This window comes from Staphylococcus agnetis (assembly GCF_002901865.1).
GTDB lineage: Bacteria > Bacillota > Bacilli > Staphylococcales > Staphylococcaceae > Staphylococcus > Staphylococcus agnetis.
The window spans coordinates 12282-31827 of the sequence record NZ_PPQF01000028.1 but is presented as its reverse complement, the minus strand read 5'-3'; the positions used below and the strand labels follow the sequence as shown (position 1 = coordinate 31827).

The 19546-nt window shown below is 35.8% G+C and carries 18 protein-coding genes; 13 read left to right on the top strand and 5 right to left on the bottom strand.

Features of this window, described 5'->3' with window-relative positions:
• The first annotated feature begins 8 nt into the window (after positions 1-8).
• The gene (locus tag CD172_RS05705) at positions 9-911 is read left to right on the top strand and encodes a fumarylacetoacetate hydrolase family protein (protein ID WP_037566832.1); all 903 of its coding nucleotides are present in this window, start codon (positions 9-11) and stop codon (positions 909-911) included.
• Positions 912-1161: 250 nt separating this feature from the next.
• Positions 1162-1551 carry a YisL family protein gene (locus CD172_RS05700; RefSeq protein WP_037566834.1) on the top strand — a complete coding sequence of 130 codons (390 nt, stop codon included), beginning with the start codon at positions 1162-1164 and terminating at the stop codon, positions 1549-1551.
• A 215-nt stretch (positions 1552-1766) separates the two neighbouring features.
• Here CD172_RS05700 and CD172_RS05695 read toward each other — a convergent pair whose 3' ends face one another.
• Both CD172_RS05695 and CD172_RS05690 read right to left on the bottom strand, forming a co-directional pair.
• Entirely contained in the window at positions 1767-3089 is a 1323-nt protein-coding gene (locus tag CD172_RS05695) for a CoA-disulfide reductase (protein WP_103345741.1), read from the bottom strand.
• A gap of 12 nt (positions 3090-3101) precedes the next feature.
• Positions 3102-3926 (bottom strand): Cof-type HAD-IIB family hydrolase, encoded by an 825-nt coding sequence (locus tag CD172_RS05690; protein ID WP_103345740.1) that lies wholly within the window; start codon positions 3924-3926, stop codon positions 3102-3104.
• A 112-nt stretch (positions 3927-4038) separates the two neighbouring features.
• Between CD172_RS05690 and CD172_RS05685 the strand changes: the two genes are divergently transcribed.
• On the top strand, positions 4039-4347 hold the full coding sequence (locus CD172_RS05685; protein WP_037566840.1) for a metal-sulfur cluster assembly factor: 309 nt from the start codon (positions 4039-4041) through the stop codon (positions 4345-4347).
• A gap of 233 nt (positions 4348-4580) precedes the next feature.
• Positions 4581-7190 (top strand): ATP-dependent chaperone ClpB, encoded by a 2610-nt coding sequence (clpB, locus tag CD172_RS05680; protein WP_103345739.1) that lies wholly within the window; start codon positions 4581-4583, stop codon positions 7188-7190.
• A 350-nt stretch (positions 7191-7540) separates the two neighbouring features.
• Here the strand turns inward: clpB and CD172_RS05675 are convergent, their stop codons facing one another.
• Positions 7541-7741, bottom strand: a complete 201-nt coding sequence (locus CD172_RS05675) for a YjzD family protein (RefSeq protein WP_037566844.1) — start codon at positions 7739-7741, stop codon at positions 7541-7543.
• Between the two features lie 150 nt (positions 7742-7891).
• Here CD172_RS05675 and CD172_RS05670 point away from each other — a divergent pair, with 150 nt between their 5' ends.
• Both CD172_RS05670 and fabF read left to right on the top strand, forming a co-directional pair.
• Positions 7892-8833 carry a beta-ketoacyl-ACP synthase III gene (locus tag CD172_RS05670; RefSeq protein ID WP_037566847.1) on the top strand — a complete coding sequence of 314 codons (942 nt, stop codon included), beginning with the start codon at positions 7892-7894 and terminating at the stop codon, positions 8831-8833.
• A 16-nt stretch (positions 8834-8849) separates the two neighbouring features.
• Positions 8850-10094 carry a beta-ketoacyl-ACP synthase II gene (gene fabF / locus CD172_RS05665; RefSeq protein WP_037566850.1) on the top strand — a complete coding sequence of 415 codons (1245 nt, stop codon included), beginning with the start codon at positions 8850-8852 and terminating at the stop codon, positions 10092-10094.
• A gap of 326 nt (positions 10095-10420) precedes the next feature.
• On the opposite strand, the gene CD172_RS05660 is transcribed toward fabF, so the two are convergent.
• Positions 10421-10801: a DUF3899 domain-containing protein gene (locus CD172_RS05660; protein ID WP_037566853.1), complete on the bottom strand. Its 381-nt coding sequence runs from the start codon at positions 10799-10801 to the stop codon at positions 10421-10423.
• Positions 10802-11048: 247 nt separating this feature from the next.
• Here CD172_RS05660 and opp3b point away from each other — a divergent pair, with 247 nt between their 5' ends.
• The 5 genes from opp3b to CD172_RS05635 all read left to right on the top strand — a co-directional run bounded on the left by opp3b (position 11049) and on the right by CD172_RS05635 (position 16747).
• Positions 11049-11975: an oligopeptide ABC transporter permease gene (gene opp3b / locus CD172_RS05655; protein WP_037566854.1), complete on the top strand. Its 927-nt coding sequence runs from the start codon at positions 11049-11051 to the stop codon at positions 11973-11975.
• Positions 11975-13036: an oligopeptide ABC transporter permease gene (gene opp3C, locus CD172_RS05650; RefSeq protein WP_060550676.1), complete on the top strand. Its 1062-nt coding sequence runs from the start codon at positions 11975-11977 to the stop codon at positions 13034-13036. The genes opp3b and opp3C overlap by 1 nt, the downstream gene beginning before the upstream one ends.
• Positions 13037-13050: 14 nt before the next feature.
• Positions 13051-14124, top strand: a complete 1074-nt coding sequence (locus CD172_RS05645) for an ABC transporter ATP-binding protein (protein ID WP_103345738.1) — start codon at positions 13051-13053, stop codon at positions 14122-14124.
• Positions 14124-15062 carry an ABC transporter ATP-binding protein gene (locus tag CD172_RS05640; RefSeq protein ID WP_060550678.1) on the top strand — a complete coding sequence of 313 codons (939 nt, stop codon included), beginning with the start codon at positions 14124-14126 and terminating at the stop codon, positions 15060-15062. The genes CD172_RS05645 and CD172_RS05640 overlap by 1 nt, the downstream gene beginning before the upstream one ends.
• Positions 15063-15130: 68 nt before the next feature.
• Positions 15131-16747, top strand: coding sequence for a peptide ABC transporter substrate-binding protein (locus CD172_RS05635; protein ID WP_103345756.1), 1617 nt, complete (start codon positions 15131-15133; stop codon positions 16745-16747).
• Positions 16748-16786: 39 nt separating this feature from the next.
• On the opposite strand, the gene trpS is transcribed toward CD172_RS05635, so the two are convergent.
• On the bottom strand, positions 16787-17779 hold the full coding sequence (gene trpS, locus CD172_RS05630) for a tryptophan--tRNA ligase (RefSeq protein WP_060550679.1): 993 nt from the start codon (positions 17777-17779) through the stop codon (positions 16787-16789).
• Positions 17780-18084: 305 nt separating this feature from the next.
• On the opposite strand from trpS, the gene spxA reads away from it, so the two are divergent.
• Positions 18085-18480 carry a transcriptional regulator SpxA gene (gene spxA, locus CD172_RS05625; RefSeq protein ID WP_037565881.1) on the top strand — a complete coding sequence of 132 codons (396 nt, stop codon included), beginning with the start codon at positions 18085-18087 and terminating at the stop codon, positions 18478-18480.
• 250 nt (positions 18481-18730) lie between these two features.
• Entirely contained in the window at positions 18731-19450 is a 720-nt protein-coding gene (gene mecA / locus CD172_RS05620; RefSeq protein ID WP_037565882.1) for an adaptor protein MecA, read from the top strand.
• Positions 19451-19546 lie beyond the last annotated feature (96 nt).

Below are 19546 nucleotides of genomic sequence, written 5' to 3'. Positions count from 1 at the left end.
GATTATGAATGAAATTCTTATCATTCAAGCATAATGGTGAAACATCATTTGGTGTGAAAGTAAAACGTGAAGAGGCAGCATGGGATTTAACAAAAGTATTTGCTGACTTTGCTGAAGGTGACTTTCATCCCAAAACATTATTAGAAGGATTACAACAAAATCAAACGATTGAATTTCAAGAGCAAGTGCGTAAAGCTGTCGTTGCTGCTGAAGATAGTGGTCGCGGAGATGCGTATAAAGTAAAATTTGATGATATCGAATTTTTACCTCCTGTGACACCGACAAACAATGTCATCGCATTTGGGCGTAATTATAAAGCGCATGCAGAAGAGTTAAATCATGAAGTAAATCGTTTATATGTTTTTACTAAAGCAGCATCATCATTAACTGGTGATGAAACGACAATTCCAAATCATAAAGATATTACGGACACATTAGATTATGAAGGTGAACTAGGGATTGTCATTGGTAAATATGGTGAAAAAATACCAAAAGGTCTGGCACTTGATTATGTGTATGGATACACAATAATCAATGATATTACAGACCGTACAGCTCAAAAAGCGCATGATCAAGCCTTTTTATCTAAAAGTTTAACAGGGGCTTGCCCAATGGGTCCTTACATTGTTACTAAAGATGAAATGCCAACACCTGAAAATGTCAACATTGTAACGAAAGTCAACAATCAAATTCGTCAAGATGGGAATACATCTGAGATGATTTTGAAAATTGACGAATTAATCGAAGAAATTTCAAAATATGTGGCGTTACATCCTGGTGACATTATTGCGACAGGTACGCCATCTGGTGTTGGGGCTGGTATGAATCCACCGCAATATTTACAACCTGGTGATGAAGTTAAAGTAACGGTCGATAATATTGGAACGTTAACAAACTATATTGAAAAATAAACCCTCATTCACATGTATGCTGATATGACTAACGGATGGATTGATGGTTAAAATATTAATTATAAACGTCTTCAAAGGTCATTATTTAATATGAACTTTGAAGGCGTTTTGATGAATATGAGTATCATTTTATAATGGCTCTCACTGAATGTTAAATGTGTTTGAGTTTACGTCAGACGGGTTATTTAAATGAATGAATACTATTAATATGGTATAATCAATAAAGTTATGTATAAAAGGAGGGTCTATAATGGTTTTAATTAATTTGCATATTATAAGTTGGATTATATTATTGATTTTATTTTTTGCTGCTTATGAGAATTTCTCAAATAAACAAGGTCCAACACCGCTATTTAAACCGTTACATATGGCGACGCGCTTATTTATGCTATTAGTTCTAATTACGGGTGTATGGCTAATTGCAAATGCGTTCACGAGTGCAGGATCAAACCATATGTTGTTAACGTTAAAAATGTTAATGGGAATCGCTATTGTAGGATTAATGGAAGTAACCATTGCACGTAAAAAACGTAAAGCATCTAGTCGTGGTCTATTTATTGCAACATGGGTCGTTGCATTCTTAACGATCATTTTAGGCATTATTTTACCTTGGGGTCCAATCACACAGTTATTTCATTAAACTCAAACGGCTAGAGCTTGAGTTGGCCATAATGTAACAACCTTCAAAATTCATGTGTAAATGAACTTTGAAGGTTGTTTTTTGTTTAACTTAAATAGTTAAATGACGACTAACGTCTTATCCATAGCTATCTTTCATGTTTGAGCTGAAAAAATGTAAGACATTTAATCTTGTGCATGAAAATCATAAGTATTTAAGACACTGCAATCGTTTCTTTATTGACGTGCTTTATAACCGAGCATATTAATGGCATCTTTAGGATGACTATAAGGTGGTGCATAAGCGACCTCAAATTCAGTGAGATTATCAATCGTTGCCTCGTGCATCATAGCCATCGTTAAAACGTCGATGCGCTTATCTACACCGTCTTTACCAATGGCTGCTGCGCGCAACAAACGTCGGTTGTGCTTGTCATAATAAGCACGTAAATGTAATTTTGAATTATTAGGATAATACCCCGCATGCGCTGTTTGTTTCACATCCACAACGTCATAATCAAAATGTTTGAGTTCATGTGGTCCAATTCCTGTACTTGCTAACGTATAATCGAAAAACTTAACAATGTTTGCGCCTAAAAATCCTTTAAATGTCACATCTTTATGTCCAGCCAATTGTTCAGCAATCACGCTTGCACCGCGATGTGCACCCCAAGCTAAAGGCACATGTGCTTGTAAATCAACGTGGCGATAACGGTTCGTAATAATATCGCCTAGAGCATAAATATGTGGTTGATTCGTTTGAAAACGTGTGTTGACAGGAATATAACCTTTTTCATCTAGTGTAATACCGGAATGTTTAAGGAATTCAGAGTTCGGTTTCACACCAACCCCTGTAATGATTAAATCATAAGCTTCTTTTATTCCAGATTTAAATGTCACCATTTTGCCTTCTATAGATTCAATTTCTTCATTTAAACGGTAGGGTATGTCACGTGCCTCTAACGCTTCAAAAATAACTTGATTCATATCTTGGTCCATGTGCTTATTAATCGCTTCAGAACGATGGATAAGCGTAGGACATAAACCACGATGATGCATGTTTTCTAATACCTCTAAACTTACATAACCGCCTCCGACAACGAGTACGCGATTCACCTCATGTTGAGTGATATAGTTTTCAATAGCATCCGTGTCCTCCATATTGCGTAGAGTAAAGAGGTGGGGGGCATCAAAGTTTAAATGATGTGCTCGTGCACCAGGACTCAAAATTAACGTATCAAAATGATCCTTGAATAGTTCACCTGTCTCATGATTTTTGACAGTAACGTAGTTTTCATGACTATCAACAGCAATGACTTCATGTTTTACAAACACATGAATATTTTTCTTGTCTTTAAAAATTTGTGGTGTAATGGGAAGTAAAGCTTCACGTGTTTCAACTACATTTCCTAGATAATAAGGTAAGCCGCAGTTTGCAAAACTCATATCTCTATCTTTTTCATACACAGTAATGTGTGCATTTGAATCTAAACGACGAAGTTGACTTGCGGCAGTAGCACCACCTGCAACAGCGCCAACGACAATAACTTTTTGACTCATGTGTAGACCTCCTTAGTTGTTTTTAGCTATATTTAATTGGAAATAATCATTTAAATAAATACCGATACCATCTTCATTATTAGACGCGGTCGTTTCTTTTGCAACATGTTTGAGTTCAGGAATGGCATTGGCCATAGCGACGCCATGTTTAGCATATTTAATCATTTCGATATCATTATCTTCATCACCAAAAGCAATAATATGTTGACGCTCGATTTGAAGATAATCTTTTACAATATCTATACCAACGGCTTTACTAATGCCACGTTTAACAATTTCAATGACTGGAAAAGGGGCACCCCAACGACGGTGTTCAATATTTTCAGCATAAAACCGTGTGAGTATCTTTTTAATGCGTGGAATCTGATGTTCATCAGCTTCTATTAATAAACTGGTAGGATCTTCTTTCAAAAGTTTTCGTAAATCACCGACTTGTATGTTAGCTTCACCCATACTAAACCCTTCGAATAGGTTTTCATCATAGCGATCAAGATATACTTGGTCCATGACCTCAGCAATCATATTTTGAACATTCATTGTTTTTAAGGTATCAATAATGCATGTTGCAATGCCTTCATCTAAACGGGAATGTTGTGTCGGGAAATGAGTATCTTTAGGATGGTGGACATAGGCACCATTAAAATTAACAACAGGTGTATCCATATTGAGTTCATCATAATACCGTTTACTTGCACGGAAAGGACGTCCTGTTGAAATCATAATTGCATGCCCTTGGGATTGTAATGTTTTAAGTACTTTAAATGTATAGGGGGTAATATTTTTATCATCATTCAGTAAAGTGCCATCTAAATCGAGGCAAATTAAATGTTGTTTCATAACGGTCTCCTTATGCGCTAGTTTCAATGTATGCTTATCATAGCATTTTATTGTCGTAATGTCTGAATTTTGATATATTGAGAGTAGTTATTATTTAGAAGAGGTGAATCTCATGGAAGAGGCTTTAAAAGATAGTATTTTAGGCGCTTTAGAAAACGTTATCGATCCAGAACTCGGTATTGATATCGTCAATTTGGGCCTTGTATATAAAGTGGATTTAAATGATGATGGCCTTTGTACTGTTGAGATGACATTAACATCTATTGGATGCCCAATGGGACCACAAATTGTTGATCAAGTCAAAACAGCACTAGGTGAATTACCTGAAATTAAAGACACTGAAGTGAACATTGTGTGGAATCCACCTTGGACGAAAGATATGATGTCTCGTTATGCCAAAATAGCATTAGGCGTAAGTTAAAACAGAAGATAGATGTATTGAAGAACTTCCTCATATGATAAGGAGGTTCTTTTTCATTACGTGATAAAAATGTTTGAAATGACGTAAAAAAGTAAATAAGTATGACGTAGGCTAATTAGTCAAAAAAAGTCAAACTAAATTGTTGCATTTCATAACGTACGAACGTATAATATAATTAAGGTCAAAGAAAGTCAAAGTCAATTGACCGAGAATAGATAAAGGAGTGAGACATTTTGGATATTAATCAATTAACGCATTCTATTCAAAATGCGCTTCAAAAAGCCATTGAATATGCTAAAGAGTATGAATTAACAAATGTAGAAATAGAAGCCTTATTAAAAGCGATTTTAGAACAACCTGACAGTTTATATCAAAGTATATTAGAGCGTGCAAATATAGATACAGAAGCTTTAAATAAAGCCTATACAGATAAATTATCCCGTTATCCTTCTGTTAAAGGGGATAACGTACAATACGGGCAATATCTTGGTTCGAAAACGAACGAAGTGTTTAATAAAGCTGAGCAATATATGAAGGAATATGAAGATGCGTTCATTTCGATGGAGCATCTATTGAGAGCTGCTATAGACGTTGAGGACATTACACGTCAACATGTAGGCAATAAACAAGAAGTGATTAAAGAAATCATTAAGAAAGTTAGAGGAGGGAATCACGTGACTACTCAAAACCCTGAAGTAAACTACGAAGCATTAGCTAAATATGGACGCGACCTTGTTGAAGAAGTCAGAAAAGGAAACATGGATCCGGTGATTGGTCGTGATGAAGAAATTCGAAATACGATTCGTATATTAAGTCGTAAAACAAAAAATAATCCGGTGTTAATCGGTGAGCCAGGTGTAGGTAAAACAGCAATTGTCGAAGGGTTAGCGCAACGTATCGTTAAACGTGATGTGCCTGATTCTTTATTAGATAAAACAGTTTTTGAATTGGATTTAAGTGCTTTAGTTGCCGGCGCAAAATACCGTGGTGAATTTGAAGAACGTTTAAAAGCAGTTTTAAAAGAAGTCAAAGATTCGAATGGTCGCATTCTTTTATTTATTGATGAAATTCATATGTTAGTAGGTGCAGGTAAAACGGACGGTGCCATGGATGCTGGTAACATGTTAAAACCAATGCTTGCACGTGGTGAACTCCATTGTATTGGTGCAACAACTCTAAATGAATACCGTGAGTATATTGAAAAAGATTCAGCATTAGAACGTCGTTTCCAAAAAGTAAACGTTAAAGAACCTAATATTGAAGATACGATTTCTATCTTACGTGGATTAAAAGAGCGTTATGAAGTCCATCACGGGGTACGCATTCAAGACCGTGCATTAGTTGCTGCTGCAGAGCTTTCAGATCGTTATATTACGGATCGATTTTTACCGGATAAAGCGATTGATCTTGTCGACCAAGCTTCAGCAACGATCCGTACAGAAATGGGTTCTAACCCTACAGAATTAGACCAAGTGAATCGACGCGTGATGCAATTAGAAATTGAAGAAAATGCCTTGAAAAAAGAATCAGACGAAGCAAGTCAAATCCGTTTAAAAGAATTACAAGAAGAACTTGCAGAAGAAAAAGAAGTTCAGGCAAAATTACAATCACGTGTAGAAAGTGAAAAAGAGAAAATTGCTAAAGTACAAGAAAAACGAACTGAACTTGATGAAAGTCGTAAAGCTTTAGAAGACGCGGAAAATAATTATGACTTAGAAAAAGCGGCAGAATTACAACATGGTAAAATTCCTGAGCTTGAAAAAGAATTAAAAGAATTAGAAGCGTCTTTCCAAGAAGCGCAAGGAGCAGACAGTGACCGTATTATACGTGAAGTGGTTACGGATGAAGAAATCGGTGAAATTGTGAGTCAATGGACAGGCATACCGGTTTCAAAACTTGTTGAAACAGAACGAGAAAAACTATTAGGATTATCAGATATTTTACATGAACGTGTTGTAGGGCAAGACAGAGCAGTTGATTTAGTGGCAGATGCGGTAGTCCGTGCGCGTGCAGGTATTAAAGATCCGGATCGTCCTATTGGGTCATTTTTATTCTTAGGTCCAACTGGGGTCGGTAAAACAGAGCTTGCAAAATCATTAGCTTCAAAATTATTTGATTCAGAACGTCATATGATTCGAATCGACATGAGTGAATATATGGAAAAACACGCTGTATCGCGTCTTATCGGGGCGCCTCCAGGTTATGTCGGTCATGATGAAGGTGGACAATTAACAGAAGCCGTTAGACGTAATCCGTATTCAATAATTTTATTAGATGAAATTGAAAAAGCACATTCTGATGTGTTCAATGTTTTACTTCAAATTTTAGATGATGGTCGTTTAACTGACTCTAAAGGTAGAAGTGTAGACTTTAAAAATACAATTATCATCATGACAAGTAATATTGGTTCTCAAATTTTACTTGACCGTGTGAAAGATACTGGAGAAATTACAGAAGACACGGAAAAAGCGGTGATGGATAGCTTGCATAGTTATTTTAAACCTGAAATATTAAACCGTATGGATGACATTGTCTTATTTAAACCATTATCTGTTGATGACATGCAGTTAATCGTAGATAAAGTATTGAGAAACTTAAATATGCGTCTTACAGATCAACGTATCACATTAGAAATATCTGATGCTGCGAAAAAATGGATGGGCGAAACTGCGTATGAACCACAATTTGGTGCACGACCATTGAAACGTTTCGTTCAACGTCATGTTGAAACACCATTAGCACGTATGATGATTAAAGAAAACCTTCCAGAAGGTACACACGTTTATGGTGACATCAAAAATGGTGAAATGACTTTCGAAGTTCAAAAACCGCATGAGGTTTAAAAGCGATCATACCGATTAAAATTTAAATAGATTGATTGAGACGATAAGGAGAATAGCTTGTAGTTTGAGCATTCCTTATGGTCTCTTTTTTTATATGAAATAGCTTTAAGTGTTAGTGATGTCGTTAAATGTTTTCTTCCAAAATAGTGAGCCGTCTCTTAAAATTTTGATTGGGTATCTACATGAAGATTTAGCGATTAATGGACAGCACACATAGTGATGCGTATAGAACAAATAAAACCTTCAAAATTCGATGAAATGAATTTTGAAGGTTTTATTGTGATCATCTATATTCGATTTACGCCTCTACAAAACCATTTAGAAAGCATTAAATCAATGCCTTTCAAAAATTACTTTTGTGTATCTTTCACTGGATGGTATGTATCAGGTTTAATTGCGCTATCAATTAATACAACGATAAGGACCATCAATGCAGCTAAGATAAGTGGCGCGATAAAGTTAATAGGGCCACCACCATTGAGACTATTAAGTACGAAATTAACCATCTCTAATAAGAGTACCGCCCAAAAGAATGTAAAGAAGTATTTCATTGCGATATGCCTCCATTTTTACTGATAATTCTATTATAAGTGTCTTGGTTTGTTTTGTATAGTCGTGATAGTATAAGACTTGTCTTTTTTAATGTCAATATGGTAAATTAATACCTGGTATTAAAAATATATGAAGAAGGTGTTCAAACCATGAATGTAGGTATTAAAGGATTTGGGGCATACGCACCAGAACGCGTTGTTGACAATGCGCACTTTGAATCATACCTTGATACATCAGATGAATGGATTTCCCAAATGACTGGGATTAAAGAACGAAGATGGGCAAAAGATGACGAAAAAACGTCAGATTTAGCATATGAAGCAAGTGTACGTGCAATTGAAGATGCAGGTATTGATAAAGATGATATCGACATGGTTATAGTGGCAACATCAAGTGGTGATCATCGCTTCCCAACCGTTGCTAATATTTTACAACATCGATTAGGTTTAAATAAAGTAGCATCTGTAGATCAACTCGCGGCATGTACAGGTTTTATGTACGGGATTGTAACTGCAAGAGCATTTGTATTATCAGGAGACTATAAAAATGTGCTTGTCGTAGGTGCTGATCGTTTATCAGGTATTACAGATTTAGAAGATCGTTCTACTGCAATTTTATTCGGTGATGGTGCCGGAGCGGCTATCATTGGCGAAGTATCAGCCAACCGTGGTATTCTAAGTTATGAATTAGGATCTGATGGTGTTGGCGGTAAGTACCTTTACCAAGAACAAGAGACAGATTTTATAAGAATGAATGGACGTGAAGTGTTTAAATTTGCGGTACGTATTATGGGAGATTCTTCATTACGTGTAGTTGAAAAAGCAAATTTAAAGCCAGAGGATATTGATTTATTTGTGCCACATCAAGCAAATATTCGTATTATGGAATCTGCACGTCAAAGATTAAACATTCCGAAAGAAAAAATGAGCGTGTCGGTGGATAAATATGGTAATACTTCAGCGGCATCCATTCCATTAAGTATTTCTGAAGAATTAAAAGCTGGTCGAATTAAAGACGATGATGTGCTCGTTTTAGTTGGCTTTGGTGGCGGACTAACTTGGGGTTCACTAGTAATTCGATGGGGAAAATAGTAGAGGAGGAACTGAGATGACTAAAAAACAACGTGTCGTAGTTACTGGATTAGGTGCATTATCGCCAATTGGAAATGACGTACCTACGATGTGGGAAAATGCCTTAAAGGGTGTCAATGGTATTGACAAAATTACACGTATTGATACAGAACCTTATAATGTTCACATAGGTGGAGAATTAAAAGGATTTAATATTGAAGACCACATTCCTAAAAAAGAAACACGCAAAATGTCTCGTTTTACACAATATGCGGTTGTAGCAGCGAGAGAAGCATTAAAAGATTCTGGTTTAACAATTGATGAATCAAATGCTGATAGAGTGGGTGTTTGGATTGGTTCTGGTATTGGTGGCATGGAAACGTTTGAGGAAGCCTATGATTTATTAAAGAAAAAAGGACCACGTCGCGTTAGTCCATTTTTCGTACCGATGCTTATTCCAGATATGGCCACTGGACAAGTATCTATCGATTTAGGTGCTAAGGGACCAAATGGTGCAACTGTTACAGCATGTGCGACAGCGACGAACTCTATTGGTGAAGCGTTTAAATTCATTGAACGTGGCGATGCAGACGCGATGATTGCTGGTGGTACGGAAGCGCCTATTACACATATGGCAATTGCAGGATTCAGCGCGAGTCGCGCATTATCTACGAACGATGACATTGAAACTGCATGTCGTCCATTCCAAGAAGGACGCGATGGTTTTGTAATGGGTGAAGGTGCAGGGATTCTTATTTTAGAATCACTTGAATCAGCGCAAGCACGTGGTGCGAAAATCTATGCTGAAATTGTGGGTTACGGTTCTACGGGTGATGCACATCATATTACAGCACCTGGTCCAGATGGTGAAGGTGGTTCACGTGCCATGGAAGCGGCGATTAAAGATGCTGGCATCCAACCAAGTGACATTCAATATTTGAATGCGCATGGTACAAGTACGCCAGTGGGTGATTTATTTGAGATTAAAGCCATTAAAAATACATTTGGCGAAGCGGCAAAACAACTCAAAATCAGTTCAACAAAATCTATGACTGGTCATTTACTCGGCGCAACAGGTGGTGTTGAGGCAATTTTCTCTGTACTTTCAATTAGAGATAAAAAGATTGCACCAACGATTCATGTTGAGAAAAACGACCCTGAAATTGATTTAGATATTACACCAAACAAAGCAGTTGATTGTGATATCAACTATGCAATGAGTAACAGTTTAGGGTTTGGTGGTCATAACGCCGTATTAATATTTAAGAAATACGACGCATAAATACAAAATAAAATGGTTAAGAATTGAGATTATTACAGCGCGACAGTTGCGTGATAACTCAATTCTTTTTTTGTATGATTTTGAGTAATTATTCAAAAGTGTTTGTCACGTGTATACAAATTATATTTTCATTTTGATGTACATTTTGCAAATACATATATAATAGTAGAAATGCGTCACGATTCTAATAGGTCAACTTATATGACTTATTGATGTTGGTTTAACACATTGCTCATTTCTTCAAACGATTTGAATATAAATATAAAAGCACAGATGTCTTTTCTAGAAAAACATCTGTGCTTAGATATATGCACAAAAATGTATGTTTACTGTACAGTAAACGCAAGAATAAATGACAACACGATATAAAATACATGTACATATAATGCTGGCTTTATCCAAGATTGTACGACATACTCTTTTTTCTTAGGTTGTTTAGGATTAAAAAAATCATCGGATTCGTAACGCCCTTTATCCTTTTTACGCATCAACTGATACTTGAAACGTCTAAATCCGAAACTTGTGACATCTAATATCCCTTCTTGAATGACTAAAAGTGTGAATAACAAAATCGCAAAAATAATTGAAAAAGTAAAAAATAAATTAATAAAGTGGGTCCAAGTATGTGTACTCATTAACCATGAAATAATCGTAAATAAAGGGGTGATACCAATGTAAACCCAAGATCGTTGAGGTAGGTGTGACATAACTTCATTCCTTACACATTGTTTTAGATTATTGTAACCTACGACCCTATTAATTTGAAGTGTTTTCAGTTGGTTGTAAATTATTTTTTATAGAATGATGTGTTGATATAAAGCTATTTCATGTCAATTTCTTTATCACTGTAAATTGAAATGATATTGATTAATTTGAACCCTTGTGATTATAATATTGTTAATATTTCTGAAAATTTTGAAGGGAATGTTAATTACACACAAGGGGGTATGTTTGATGCTTAGATATACACTTAAGCGATTGTTATACATGGTGATATCACTATTTATTATTATTTCAATCACATTTTTCCTTATGAAATTGATGCCCGGATCACCGTTTAACGACGAAAAGTTAAGTGAAGAGCAAAAAACGATGTTAAACGAAAAGTATGGATTAAATGATCCGCTACCAATCCAATATGGAAATTATATGGCGAATGTTGTCAAAGGTGATTTTGGTAATTCATTCCAATATGACAATCAACCGGTATGGGATTTGATTAAACCGAGACTTGTGCCTTCATTTCAAATGGGGCTCTTTTCAATGATTATTGGTGTCATAGTAGGATTGTTGCTTGGAGTCATTGCGGCAACCCGACAAAATACGTGGGTGGATTATCTTGCGACCTTTATATCCGTTATTGCGATATCGGTACCGTCATTCGTATTAGCTGTATTATTACAATATGTATTTGCTGTACGTTTACAATGGTTTCCGGTTGCAGGTTGGGAAGGTATCTCAACAGCGATATTACCATCACTCGCACTATCAGCAGTTGTTGTTGCAACAGTTGCACGCTACATACGTGCTGAAATGATTGAAGTGTTGAGTTCAGATTACATATTACTGGCTCGAGCAAAAGGGAATTCAACACAACGCGTTTTATTTGGACACGCACTACGAAATGCGCTGATACCTGTTATTACAATTTTAGTTCCAATGTTAGCGAGTATTTTAACAGGGACTCTGACGATTGAGAATATCTTTGGCGTGCCTGGTTTAGGGGATCAGTTCGTACGCGCAATTACAACGAATGACTTTTCAGTCATTATGGCGATTACACTATTATTTAGTACATTATTCATTGTATCTATCTTTATCGTCGATATTCTTTATGGTCTTATCGATCCTAGAATTCGTTTGCAAGGGGGTAAAAAGTAATGACGAAAGAAGAACGTACTTTACCTAGAGATGACCATTCTGGCGCAACTGTCGCCCAAACTTCAGGTATTATGCACGAAGATTTTATTCGTACAGGCGCACCTGATAGTAGTGAACAAGATTTCCAAAGAGAGGGACGCACATTTTGGCAAGATGCATGGTCACAACTAACTCGTAACAAATTAGCAGTAGTTGGGATGATTGGGCTTATTATCATTTTAATATTAGCCATTGTAGGACCATTAATTAGTTCTCACGACTTTGCTGAACAAGATGTTGAACGTCGTAATTTACCGCCTAAAATTGCGGTTTTAGATCAAATTCCATTTTTACCATTTGATGGCGAAGGGGTAGATGGTAACGCGTATGACAAAGCACATGTAAAACAAAACTTTTGGTTTGGAACAGATCAATTAGGTCGGGATATTTGGACTAGAACATGGCAAGGTGCGCAAGTATCATTATTTATTGGCTTAGTCGCTGCTTTACTAGATATCTTTATTGGGGTTATATATGGTGCGATATCAGGCTATTTTGGTGGTCGAGTCGATGATTTTATGCAACGTGTCATTGAAATTATTTCTTCAATTCCAACTCTTATCGTAGTTATTTTATTCGTATTGATTTTTGAACCTTCAATTTGGACGATTATCTTAGCTATGGCTATCACGGGATGGATAGGCATGAGTCGTGTTGTGCGCGGAGAATTCTTAAAATTGAAAAATCAAGAATTCGTCTTAGCATCACGTACGTTAGGGACGTCTAATTTAAAATTAATCTTCAAACATATTTTACCTAATACGTTAGGCGCGATTATCGTAACGTCTATGTTTACAGTGCCAAACGCGATTTTCTTTGAGGCATTTTTAAGCTTTATTGGTATTGGTGTGCCAGCACCACAAACGTCTTTAGGTTCACTTGTAAATGAGGGACGTGCGATGTTACTAATCCATCCGCACCAATTATTTATCCCAGCATTTATTTTAAGTTTATTGATTCTATTTTTCTATCTATTTAGTGACGGTTTAAGAGATGCATTTGACCCTAAAATGCGAAAATAAAGGAGGTATGACAAATGTCAGAACGTGTAATTGAAGTAAATGACTTGCATGTCTCTTTTGATATCGAAGTAGGGGAAGTGCAAGCGGTTCGTGGTGTAGATTTTTATTTAAACAAAGGGGAAACATTAGCGATTGTAGGTGAGTCGGGTTCAGGTAAATCTGTAACGACAAAAGCTATTACGAAATTGTTCCAAGGTAAGTCAGGTCGCATAAAACAAGGCAGTATTATGTTTAATGGCGAAGACTTAACCAAAAAATCAGAAAAAGAATTAATGAAGTTGCGTGGTAAAGAAATTTCGATGATTTTCCAAGATCCAATGACATCACTGAATCCTACTATGAAAATTGGAAAACAAGTCATGGAACCTATTATTAAACATATCGGTTTAAATAAGGCTGATGCGAAAAAGCGCGCCATCGAATTGTTAGAATTGGTGGGTTTAAAACGTGTGAAAGAACGATTCAATGCATATCCACATCAATTTTCTGGAGGACAACGTCAACGTATCGTCATTGCATTAGCACTTGCGTGTGAACCAAAAATTCTGATTGCAGATGAACCGACAACCGCTTTAGATGTGACCATGCAAGCACAAATTTTAGATTTAATGAAAGAGCTCCAACATAAGATTGATACATCAATTATTTTCATCACGCATGATTTAGGTGTCGTTGCAAATGTTGCAGACCGTGTTGCGGTTATGTATGGCGGACAGATGATTGAAACGGGGGATGTGGATGAAATATTTTATGACCCGAAACATCCGTATACGTGGGGACTATTATCATCAATGCCTGACCTAGAAACAGAGGGCTCAACAGCTTTACGTGCGATTCCTGGATCGCCACCGGATTTAGTTCATCCACCAAAAGGAGATGCGTTTGCAGCTCGTAGTGAGTATGCATTGGCCATAGATTTTAAAGAAGCACCACCATGGTATCGTGTGTCACCAACGCATTATGTGCGTTCGTGGTTGTTAGATGAACGGGCACCAAAAGTGGACCCACCAGAATTAGTCAAGCGTAAACAACGTCCTATGCCTAATAATTTTGCGAAACCAGAACGTGTAGAAAGGGTGTCGTTTTAATGGTGGAAAAAGAGATTTTAGTAGAAGTCAAAAACTTAAAACAATATTTTAATCAAGGTAAACGTAATGAAGTACGCGCGATTGATGATATTTCATTTGATATTTATAAAGGGGAAACGTTCGGACTTGTTGGTGAATCTGGCTCGGGTAAATCCACAACAGGAAAGGCGATTATTAAATTGAATGATGTCACAGACGGTCAGGTGCTATACGAAGGGGTTAATATACAAAGTATTAAAAAAAGAAAAGACTTACTGAAGTTCAATAAGAAAATCCAAATGATTTTCCAAGATCCATATGCGTCGCTCAACCCAAGGCTCAAAGTCATGGATATTGTCGCAGAAGGTATAGATATTCATGGACTTGCAAAAGATAAAAAAGATAGAAAAAAACGCGTGTACGATTTACTTGAAACCGTTGGCTTACGTAAAAGTCATGCCAATCGTTATCCACATGAGTTCTCAGGTGGACAACGTCAACGTATTGGTATTGCGCGCGCTTTAGCTGTAGAACCAGAATTTATTATTGCAGATGAACCCATTTCAGCTCTGGATGTATCGATTCAAGCACAAGTAGTAAATTTAATGCAAAAATTACAACGTGAACGGAATATTACGTTTTTGTTTATTGCACATGACTTATCCATGGTGAAATATATTTCAGACCGTATTGCGGTCATGCATTTAGGTAAAATTGTGGAGCTTGGACCAGCAGATGAGATTTATAATCAACCGCTACACCCTTATACGAAATCATTACTCTCTGCCGTTCCTCAGCCAGATCCTGATAGTGAACGTTCAAGAAAACGTTTTGCGTATGAAGGTGAAAAAAATCCAGATGCATCTAGAGAATTAAAAGCCTTTTCACCAAATCATTATGTCCTCGCAACGGAAGAAGAATTAAAGGCATTTAAAAATCAACAGGAAATACACGTATAACATAGAGAAAGGGGGAATTTCAATTGAAACAAGGGAAATGGAGAATATTAATATCAAGTATTATCGCCATGTTAATTTTAAGTGCATGTGGCAACGCAGAAGGCATTTATGATAATAAAGGTCAAGTATTTCGTAAAGTCATTCCACAAGATATGTCATCTTTAGATACAGCAAAAGTGACGGATACGGTAAGTTTTGATAAATTCAATCAAGTTTATGAAGGCTTATACGTCATGAACGCAGAAGATAAAGCAGAGCCAGGTGTGGCTAAAGGCGATCCAGAAATCAGTAATGGTGGTAAAACGTGGACCATTCATTTACGTAAAGATGCAAAATGGTCTAATGGTGATCCTGTAACTGCACATGATTTTGAGTTTGCTTGGAAGCGCGTTTTAGATCCTAACACAGCTTCAGAATATGCATATATTATGTATGATATTAAAAATGCCGAGGCCGTTAATATGGGGAAAAAGGGTTTAAATGACTTAGGTGTGAAAGCGATAGACGATCATACGCTCCGTTTTGAGTTGACTAAACCTGTTCCATATTATAAAGAAATGTTAGCATTTGCGACGTTCATGCCTCAAAATGAAAAAGTTGTGAAAAAATATGGCGAACGTTATGGGACATCTGAAGATAAAAGTGTGTACAATGGTCCATTTAAAGTTAAAGACTGGGCTGTAGAAGATAAAATTATATTAGTAAAAAATGATAAATATTGGGATAAGGATGTTGTGAAACTTGATAAAGTAAATTATAAAGTATTAAAAGACGGTCAAGCAGGGGCGTCACTTTATGATACAGGATCTGTTGACGATACAACAATCTCTGCAGAACAAGTAGAAAAGTATAAAGATGAACCCGCATTGAAAAAACGTTTATTAGCATCCACATTCTACTTGAAATTAAATCAAGGCAAAGTACCTGAACTCAAAAACCGTCATATGAGACTGGCTTTTGCACAAGCGATTAATAAAAAGGACTATGTAGATTCTGTGTTGAACAACGGTTCTAAGGAAGTTGACGGTTTTACGGCTAAAGGCACAGCTGATGCACCGAATGGTAAAGACTTCACTGATCAAATTCACTCACCTTTAAAATATGATCCTAAAAAAGCAAAAGACAATTTTGAAAAAGCTAAAAAAGAATTAGGTAAAGATAAATTTACATTCACTTTAAATACTGAAGATACACCAGCATCGAAAATTTCTGCTGAATTTATTAAAGCGCAAGTTGAATCTAATTTACCGGGGGTAACGGTAAAAATTCAACAATTGCCATTTAAACAACGTTTAGCGCGTGAACAAAGTGAAAACTATGAAATTTCATTATCAGGATGGGGACCGGATTATCCAGACCCATTGACATTCTTAAATATAATGACTACAGGAAACGCTTCGAATAATACAGGATGGGGCAATAAGGAGTATGATGCGTTGCTTAAAAAAGCCAATGGTGAATTACTCCAAAAACCAGATGAACGTAATCAAATGCTCATTAAAGCTGAAGAATTACTATTGGATGAAGCGCCAATTGCACCTGTATATCAAAAAGGTGAAGCACATTTAACTAATCCACAAGTGAAAAACCTACGTTACCATAATATTGGTGGCGATACATCATTAAAGTACACATATATTGATAAATCGATTGATCGTGATACAGGTAAAAAGAAAGAAAAATAAAAAAACTGCACCCTTCATCTCAGTAAGGGTGCAGTTTTTTTATTTGCGTTTACGTCCTAGTCCCATCGCTTTTTCCATCTTTTTAAGTGTTTTATATGATGTACGATGGGCTTTTTCTCGACCTTCATCTAAAATATCATCTAAACGTTCAGATTGATAGAATTCATTATATTTGGCTTGGAAGTCTGTTAAAAAGTTTGCAACGATTTCAGCCAGATCACCTTTAAATTTACCATAACCTTCATTTGCATAACGTGTTTCCAACGTGTCAATGGATGCATTAGTAAGGCTAGAATATATTGTGAGTAAGTTAGAAATACCAGGTTTATTTTCTTTATCGTATTTTACTTGGCCATCAGAATCTGTGACTGCACTTTTGATTTTTTTTGCAGCAATATGAGGCTCGTCTAATAAAGAGATAAAATTCTTTTGGTTATCATCACTTTTACTCATCTTTTTAGTTGGGTCTTGTAAGCTCATAATACGTCCCCCAACTTTTGGCATTTTAATTTCCGGTTTAGTTAATATATCGTTATAACGACTATTGAAACGGTCAACTAAATTCCGCGTAAGTTCAATATGTTGTTTTTGGTCATCCCCAACAGGAACAATGTCTGTATTGTACAAAATAATGTCCGCTGCCATTAAAGGTGGGTACGTTAATAAACCAGCAGGAATACCGTCGTTTTGTTTTTGCGCTTTATCTTTAAATTGAGTCATACGCTCAAGCTCACCAATAGAAGAAATGGTTGTAAGCATCCAACCAGCTTGTACATGTGCTGGTACTTCAGACTGTATGAACAATGTAATTTTTTCTGGGTTAAGACCAGCAGCTAAATAAATTGCAGCAAGTTGACGTGTTTGTTGGCGTAATTTTAAACGGTCTTGAGGCACCGTGATTGCATGTTGATCTACAATACAAAAATAACAATCGTAGTCTTCTTGAATATCAACAAATTGTTTTAAAGCCCCAATATAATTCCCTAGCGTGGGGATACCGCTCGGTTGAATTCCTGAGAATAATGTTTTCATATATACAATGCCTACTTTCTTTCAAGGTAATCATTACTATTGTAACAGTATTTTCTTAGTTTGTAAGTTATGATATGATAAGTAATAAGAAATCGTAAATGAATCGTCTCATACTAAAGACTGATAATTTAAAATAAATACTATTTTTACAGATTTCTCATTTAATTTTAATGTTGATTGTCTATAATATAACTATAGCGTTAGAAAAACAGAAAAAGATTTGAGTTGTTTAAACATATATTGAGCAAACAAACTAAAACGTTAAAATTTTAATGAATTTTTATTCAATTAGGAGAGTGAGATGTATGGTAACATTATTTACTTCACCAAGTTGCACATCTTGCCGTAAAGCGAAAGCATGGTTACAAGAACATGACATTCCGTATACGGAGCGAAATATTTTTTCTGAGCATTTAACATTAGATGAAATAAAACAAATTTTAAAAATGACTGAAGACGGTACAGATGAAATTATCTCTACACGTTCTAAAACGTATCAAAAATTGAACGTCGATATCGACGCTTTACCATTACAAGATTTATATGGCATCATTCAAGATAATCCTGGCATTTTACGCCGTCCGATTATCTTAGACGATAAGCGTTTACAAGTAGGGTATAATGAAGATGAAATTCGTCGCTTCTTACCTCGAAAAGTACGTACGTTCCAATTACAAGAAGCACAACGTATGGTTGATTAATTTAAATATCATGAATCTATTTAGGTTTGTATGAGATATCGAGTAACGTCATGACGCGTTGCTCGTTTTTTGTTTTTTTACGGAAGTAATTTGAAATGTTTATGGATGATGTTTTGTGTAAAGTCAGGACATAGGGGGTAAATAAAATTACTTTTACAAAGATTGCATACTATAAACAAATAGATTGTATTTTTTGAATTTGTCTACTACAATAGGGTTACTATTCATCGACTGTGAGGAGTGAGATGATATGAGAATAGAGCGTATTGATGATATGACTGTAAAGTTATTCATCACATATAAAGATATTGAAGCACGTGGATTTAAACGTGAAGACTTATGGACGAACCGCAAACGTGGTGAAGAATTCTTTTGGTCTATGATGGAAGAAATCAATCAAGAAGAGGACTTTGTTGTTGAAGGCCCGCTTTGGATTCAAGTTCACGCTTTTGAAAAAGGTGTAGAAGTAACAATATCTAAATCTAAAAACGATGAATTAATGCAAATGTCTGAAGAAGATCATGCGTTAGATGAGTTTGACAGTCAGTTAAATGAACTTTTAGCACAGTCTTTAAAATCACATACAACGGATACTCATGATAATACAGTTGAGGATGAAGCATCATCACAACAAGCCACATCAGAAACACAAAGTCATGCGTTAGCATCAAAAACATTGGTATTTAAATTTGACAGTTTAGAAACACTTATCGCATACGCACATCAAAACAATCAAAATTTAACAACATATGAAGATTTATTATATATGGTGAATAATGAATATTACTATATGGTTCATTTTGATCAAGATGTAACTGAAGAGCCTATTCATGACTTTTATGGTCAAGTGCTTGAATATGCCGAGCCTTCAGACAAAACAGAAGTATATTTAAATGATTACGGTAAAATTATTATGAGTCACAATGTCATTGAACAAGTGAAACGTTACTTTACAGATAAATCAAGTTAAAAATAACGAGGCGCCCATAGAAATATGGGCGTTTTTTTATTGCATGGAAATGATTGTATTATCTGACTCCATCACACTACTTAATCTTAGTGTTTA

Excerpts from the sequence above, each read along its gene's own strand:
- CD172_RS05640 (WP_060550678.1), top strand. The coding sequence starts at position 14,124 with ATGGTGGAAAAAGAGATTTTAGTAGAAGTCAAAAACTTAAAACAATAT.
- mecA (WP_037565882.1), top strand. The coding sequence starts at position 18,731 with ATGAGAATAGAGCGTATTGATGATATGACTGTAAAGTTATTCATCACA.
- opp3C (WP_060550676.1), top strand. The coding sequence starts at position 11,975 with ATGACGAAAGAAGAACGTACTTTACCTAGAGATGACCATTCTGGCGCA.
- CD172_RS05695 (WP_103345741.1), bottom strand. The coding sequence starts at position 3,089 with ATGAGTCAAAAAGTTATTGTCGTTGGCGCTGTTGCAGGTGGTGCTACT.
- opp3b (WP_037566854.1), top strand. The coding sequence starts at position 11,049 with ATGCTTAGATATACACTTAAGCGATTGTTATACATGGTGATATCACTA.
- CD172_RS05675 (WP_037566844.1), bottom strand. The coding sequence starts at position 7,741 with ATGAAATACTTCTTTACATTCTTTTGGGCGGTACTCTTATTAGAGATG.
- CD172_RS05685 (WP_037566840.1), top strand. The coding sequence starts at position 4,039 with ATGGAAGAGGCTTTAAAAGATAGTATTTTAGGCGCTTTAGAAAACGTT.
- CD172_RS05700 (WP_037566834.1), top strand. The coding sequence starts at position 1,162 with ATGGTTTTAATTAATTTGCATATTATAAGTTGGATTATATTATTGATT.
- CD172_RS05670 (WP_037566847.1), top strand. The coding sequence starts at position 7,892 with ATGAATGTAGGTATTAAAGGATTTGGGGCATACGCACCAGAACGCGTT.
- spxA (WP_037565881.1), top strand. The coding sequence starts at position 18,085 with ATGGTAACATTATTTACTTCACCAAGTTGCACATCTTGCCGTAAAGCG.
- CD172_RS05635 (WP_103345756.1), top strand. The coding sequence starts at position 15,131 with ATGTTAATTTTAAGTGCATGTGGCAACGCAGAAGGCATTTATGATAAT.
- CD172_RS05660 (WP_037566853.1), bottom strand. The coding sequence starts at position 10,801 with ATGTCACACCTACCTCAACGATCTTGGGTTTACATTGGTATCACCCCT.
- fabF (WP_037566850.1), top strand. The coding sequence starts at position 8,850 with ATGACTAAAAAACAACGTGTCGTAGTTACTGGATTAGGTGCATTATCG.
- CD172_RS05645 (WP_103345738.1), top strand. The coding sequence starts at position 13,051 with ATGTCAGAACGTGTAATTGAAGTAAATGACTTGCATGTCTCTTTTGAT.
- trpS (WP_060550679.1), bottom strand. The coding sequence starts at position 17,779 with ATGAAAACATTATTCTCAGGAATTCAACCGAGCGGTATCCCCACGCTA.
- CD172_RS05705 (WP_037566832.1), top strand. The coding sequence starts at position 9 with ATGAAATTCTTATCATTCAAGCATAATGGTGAAACATCATTTGGTGTG.
- CD172_RS05690 (WP_103345740.1), bottom strand. The coding sequence starts at position 3,926 with ATGAAACAACATTTAATTTGCCTCGATTTAGATGGCACTTTACTGAAT.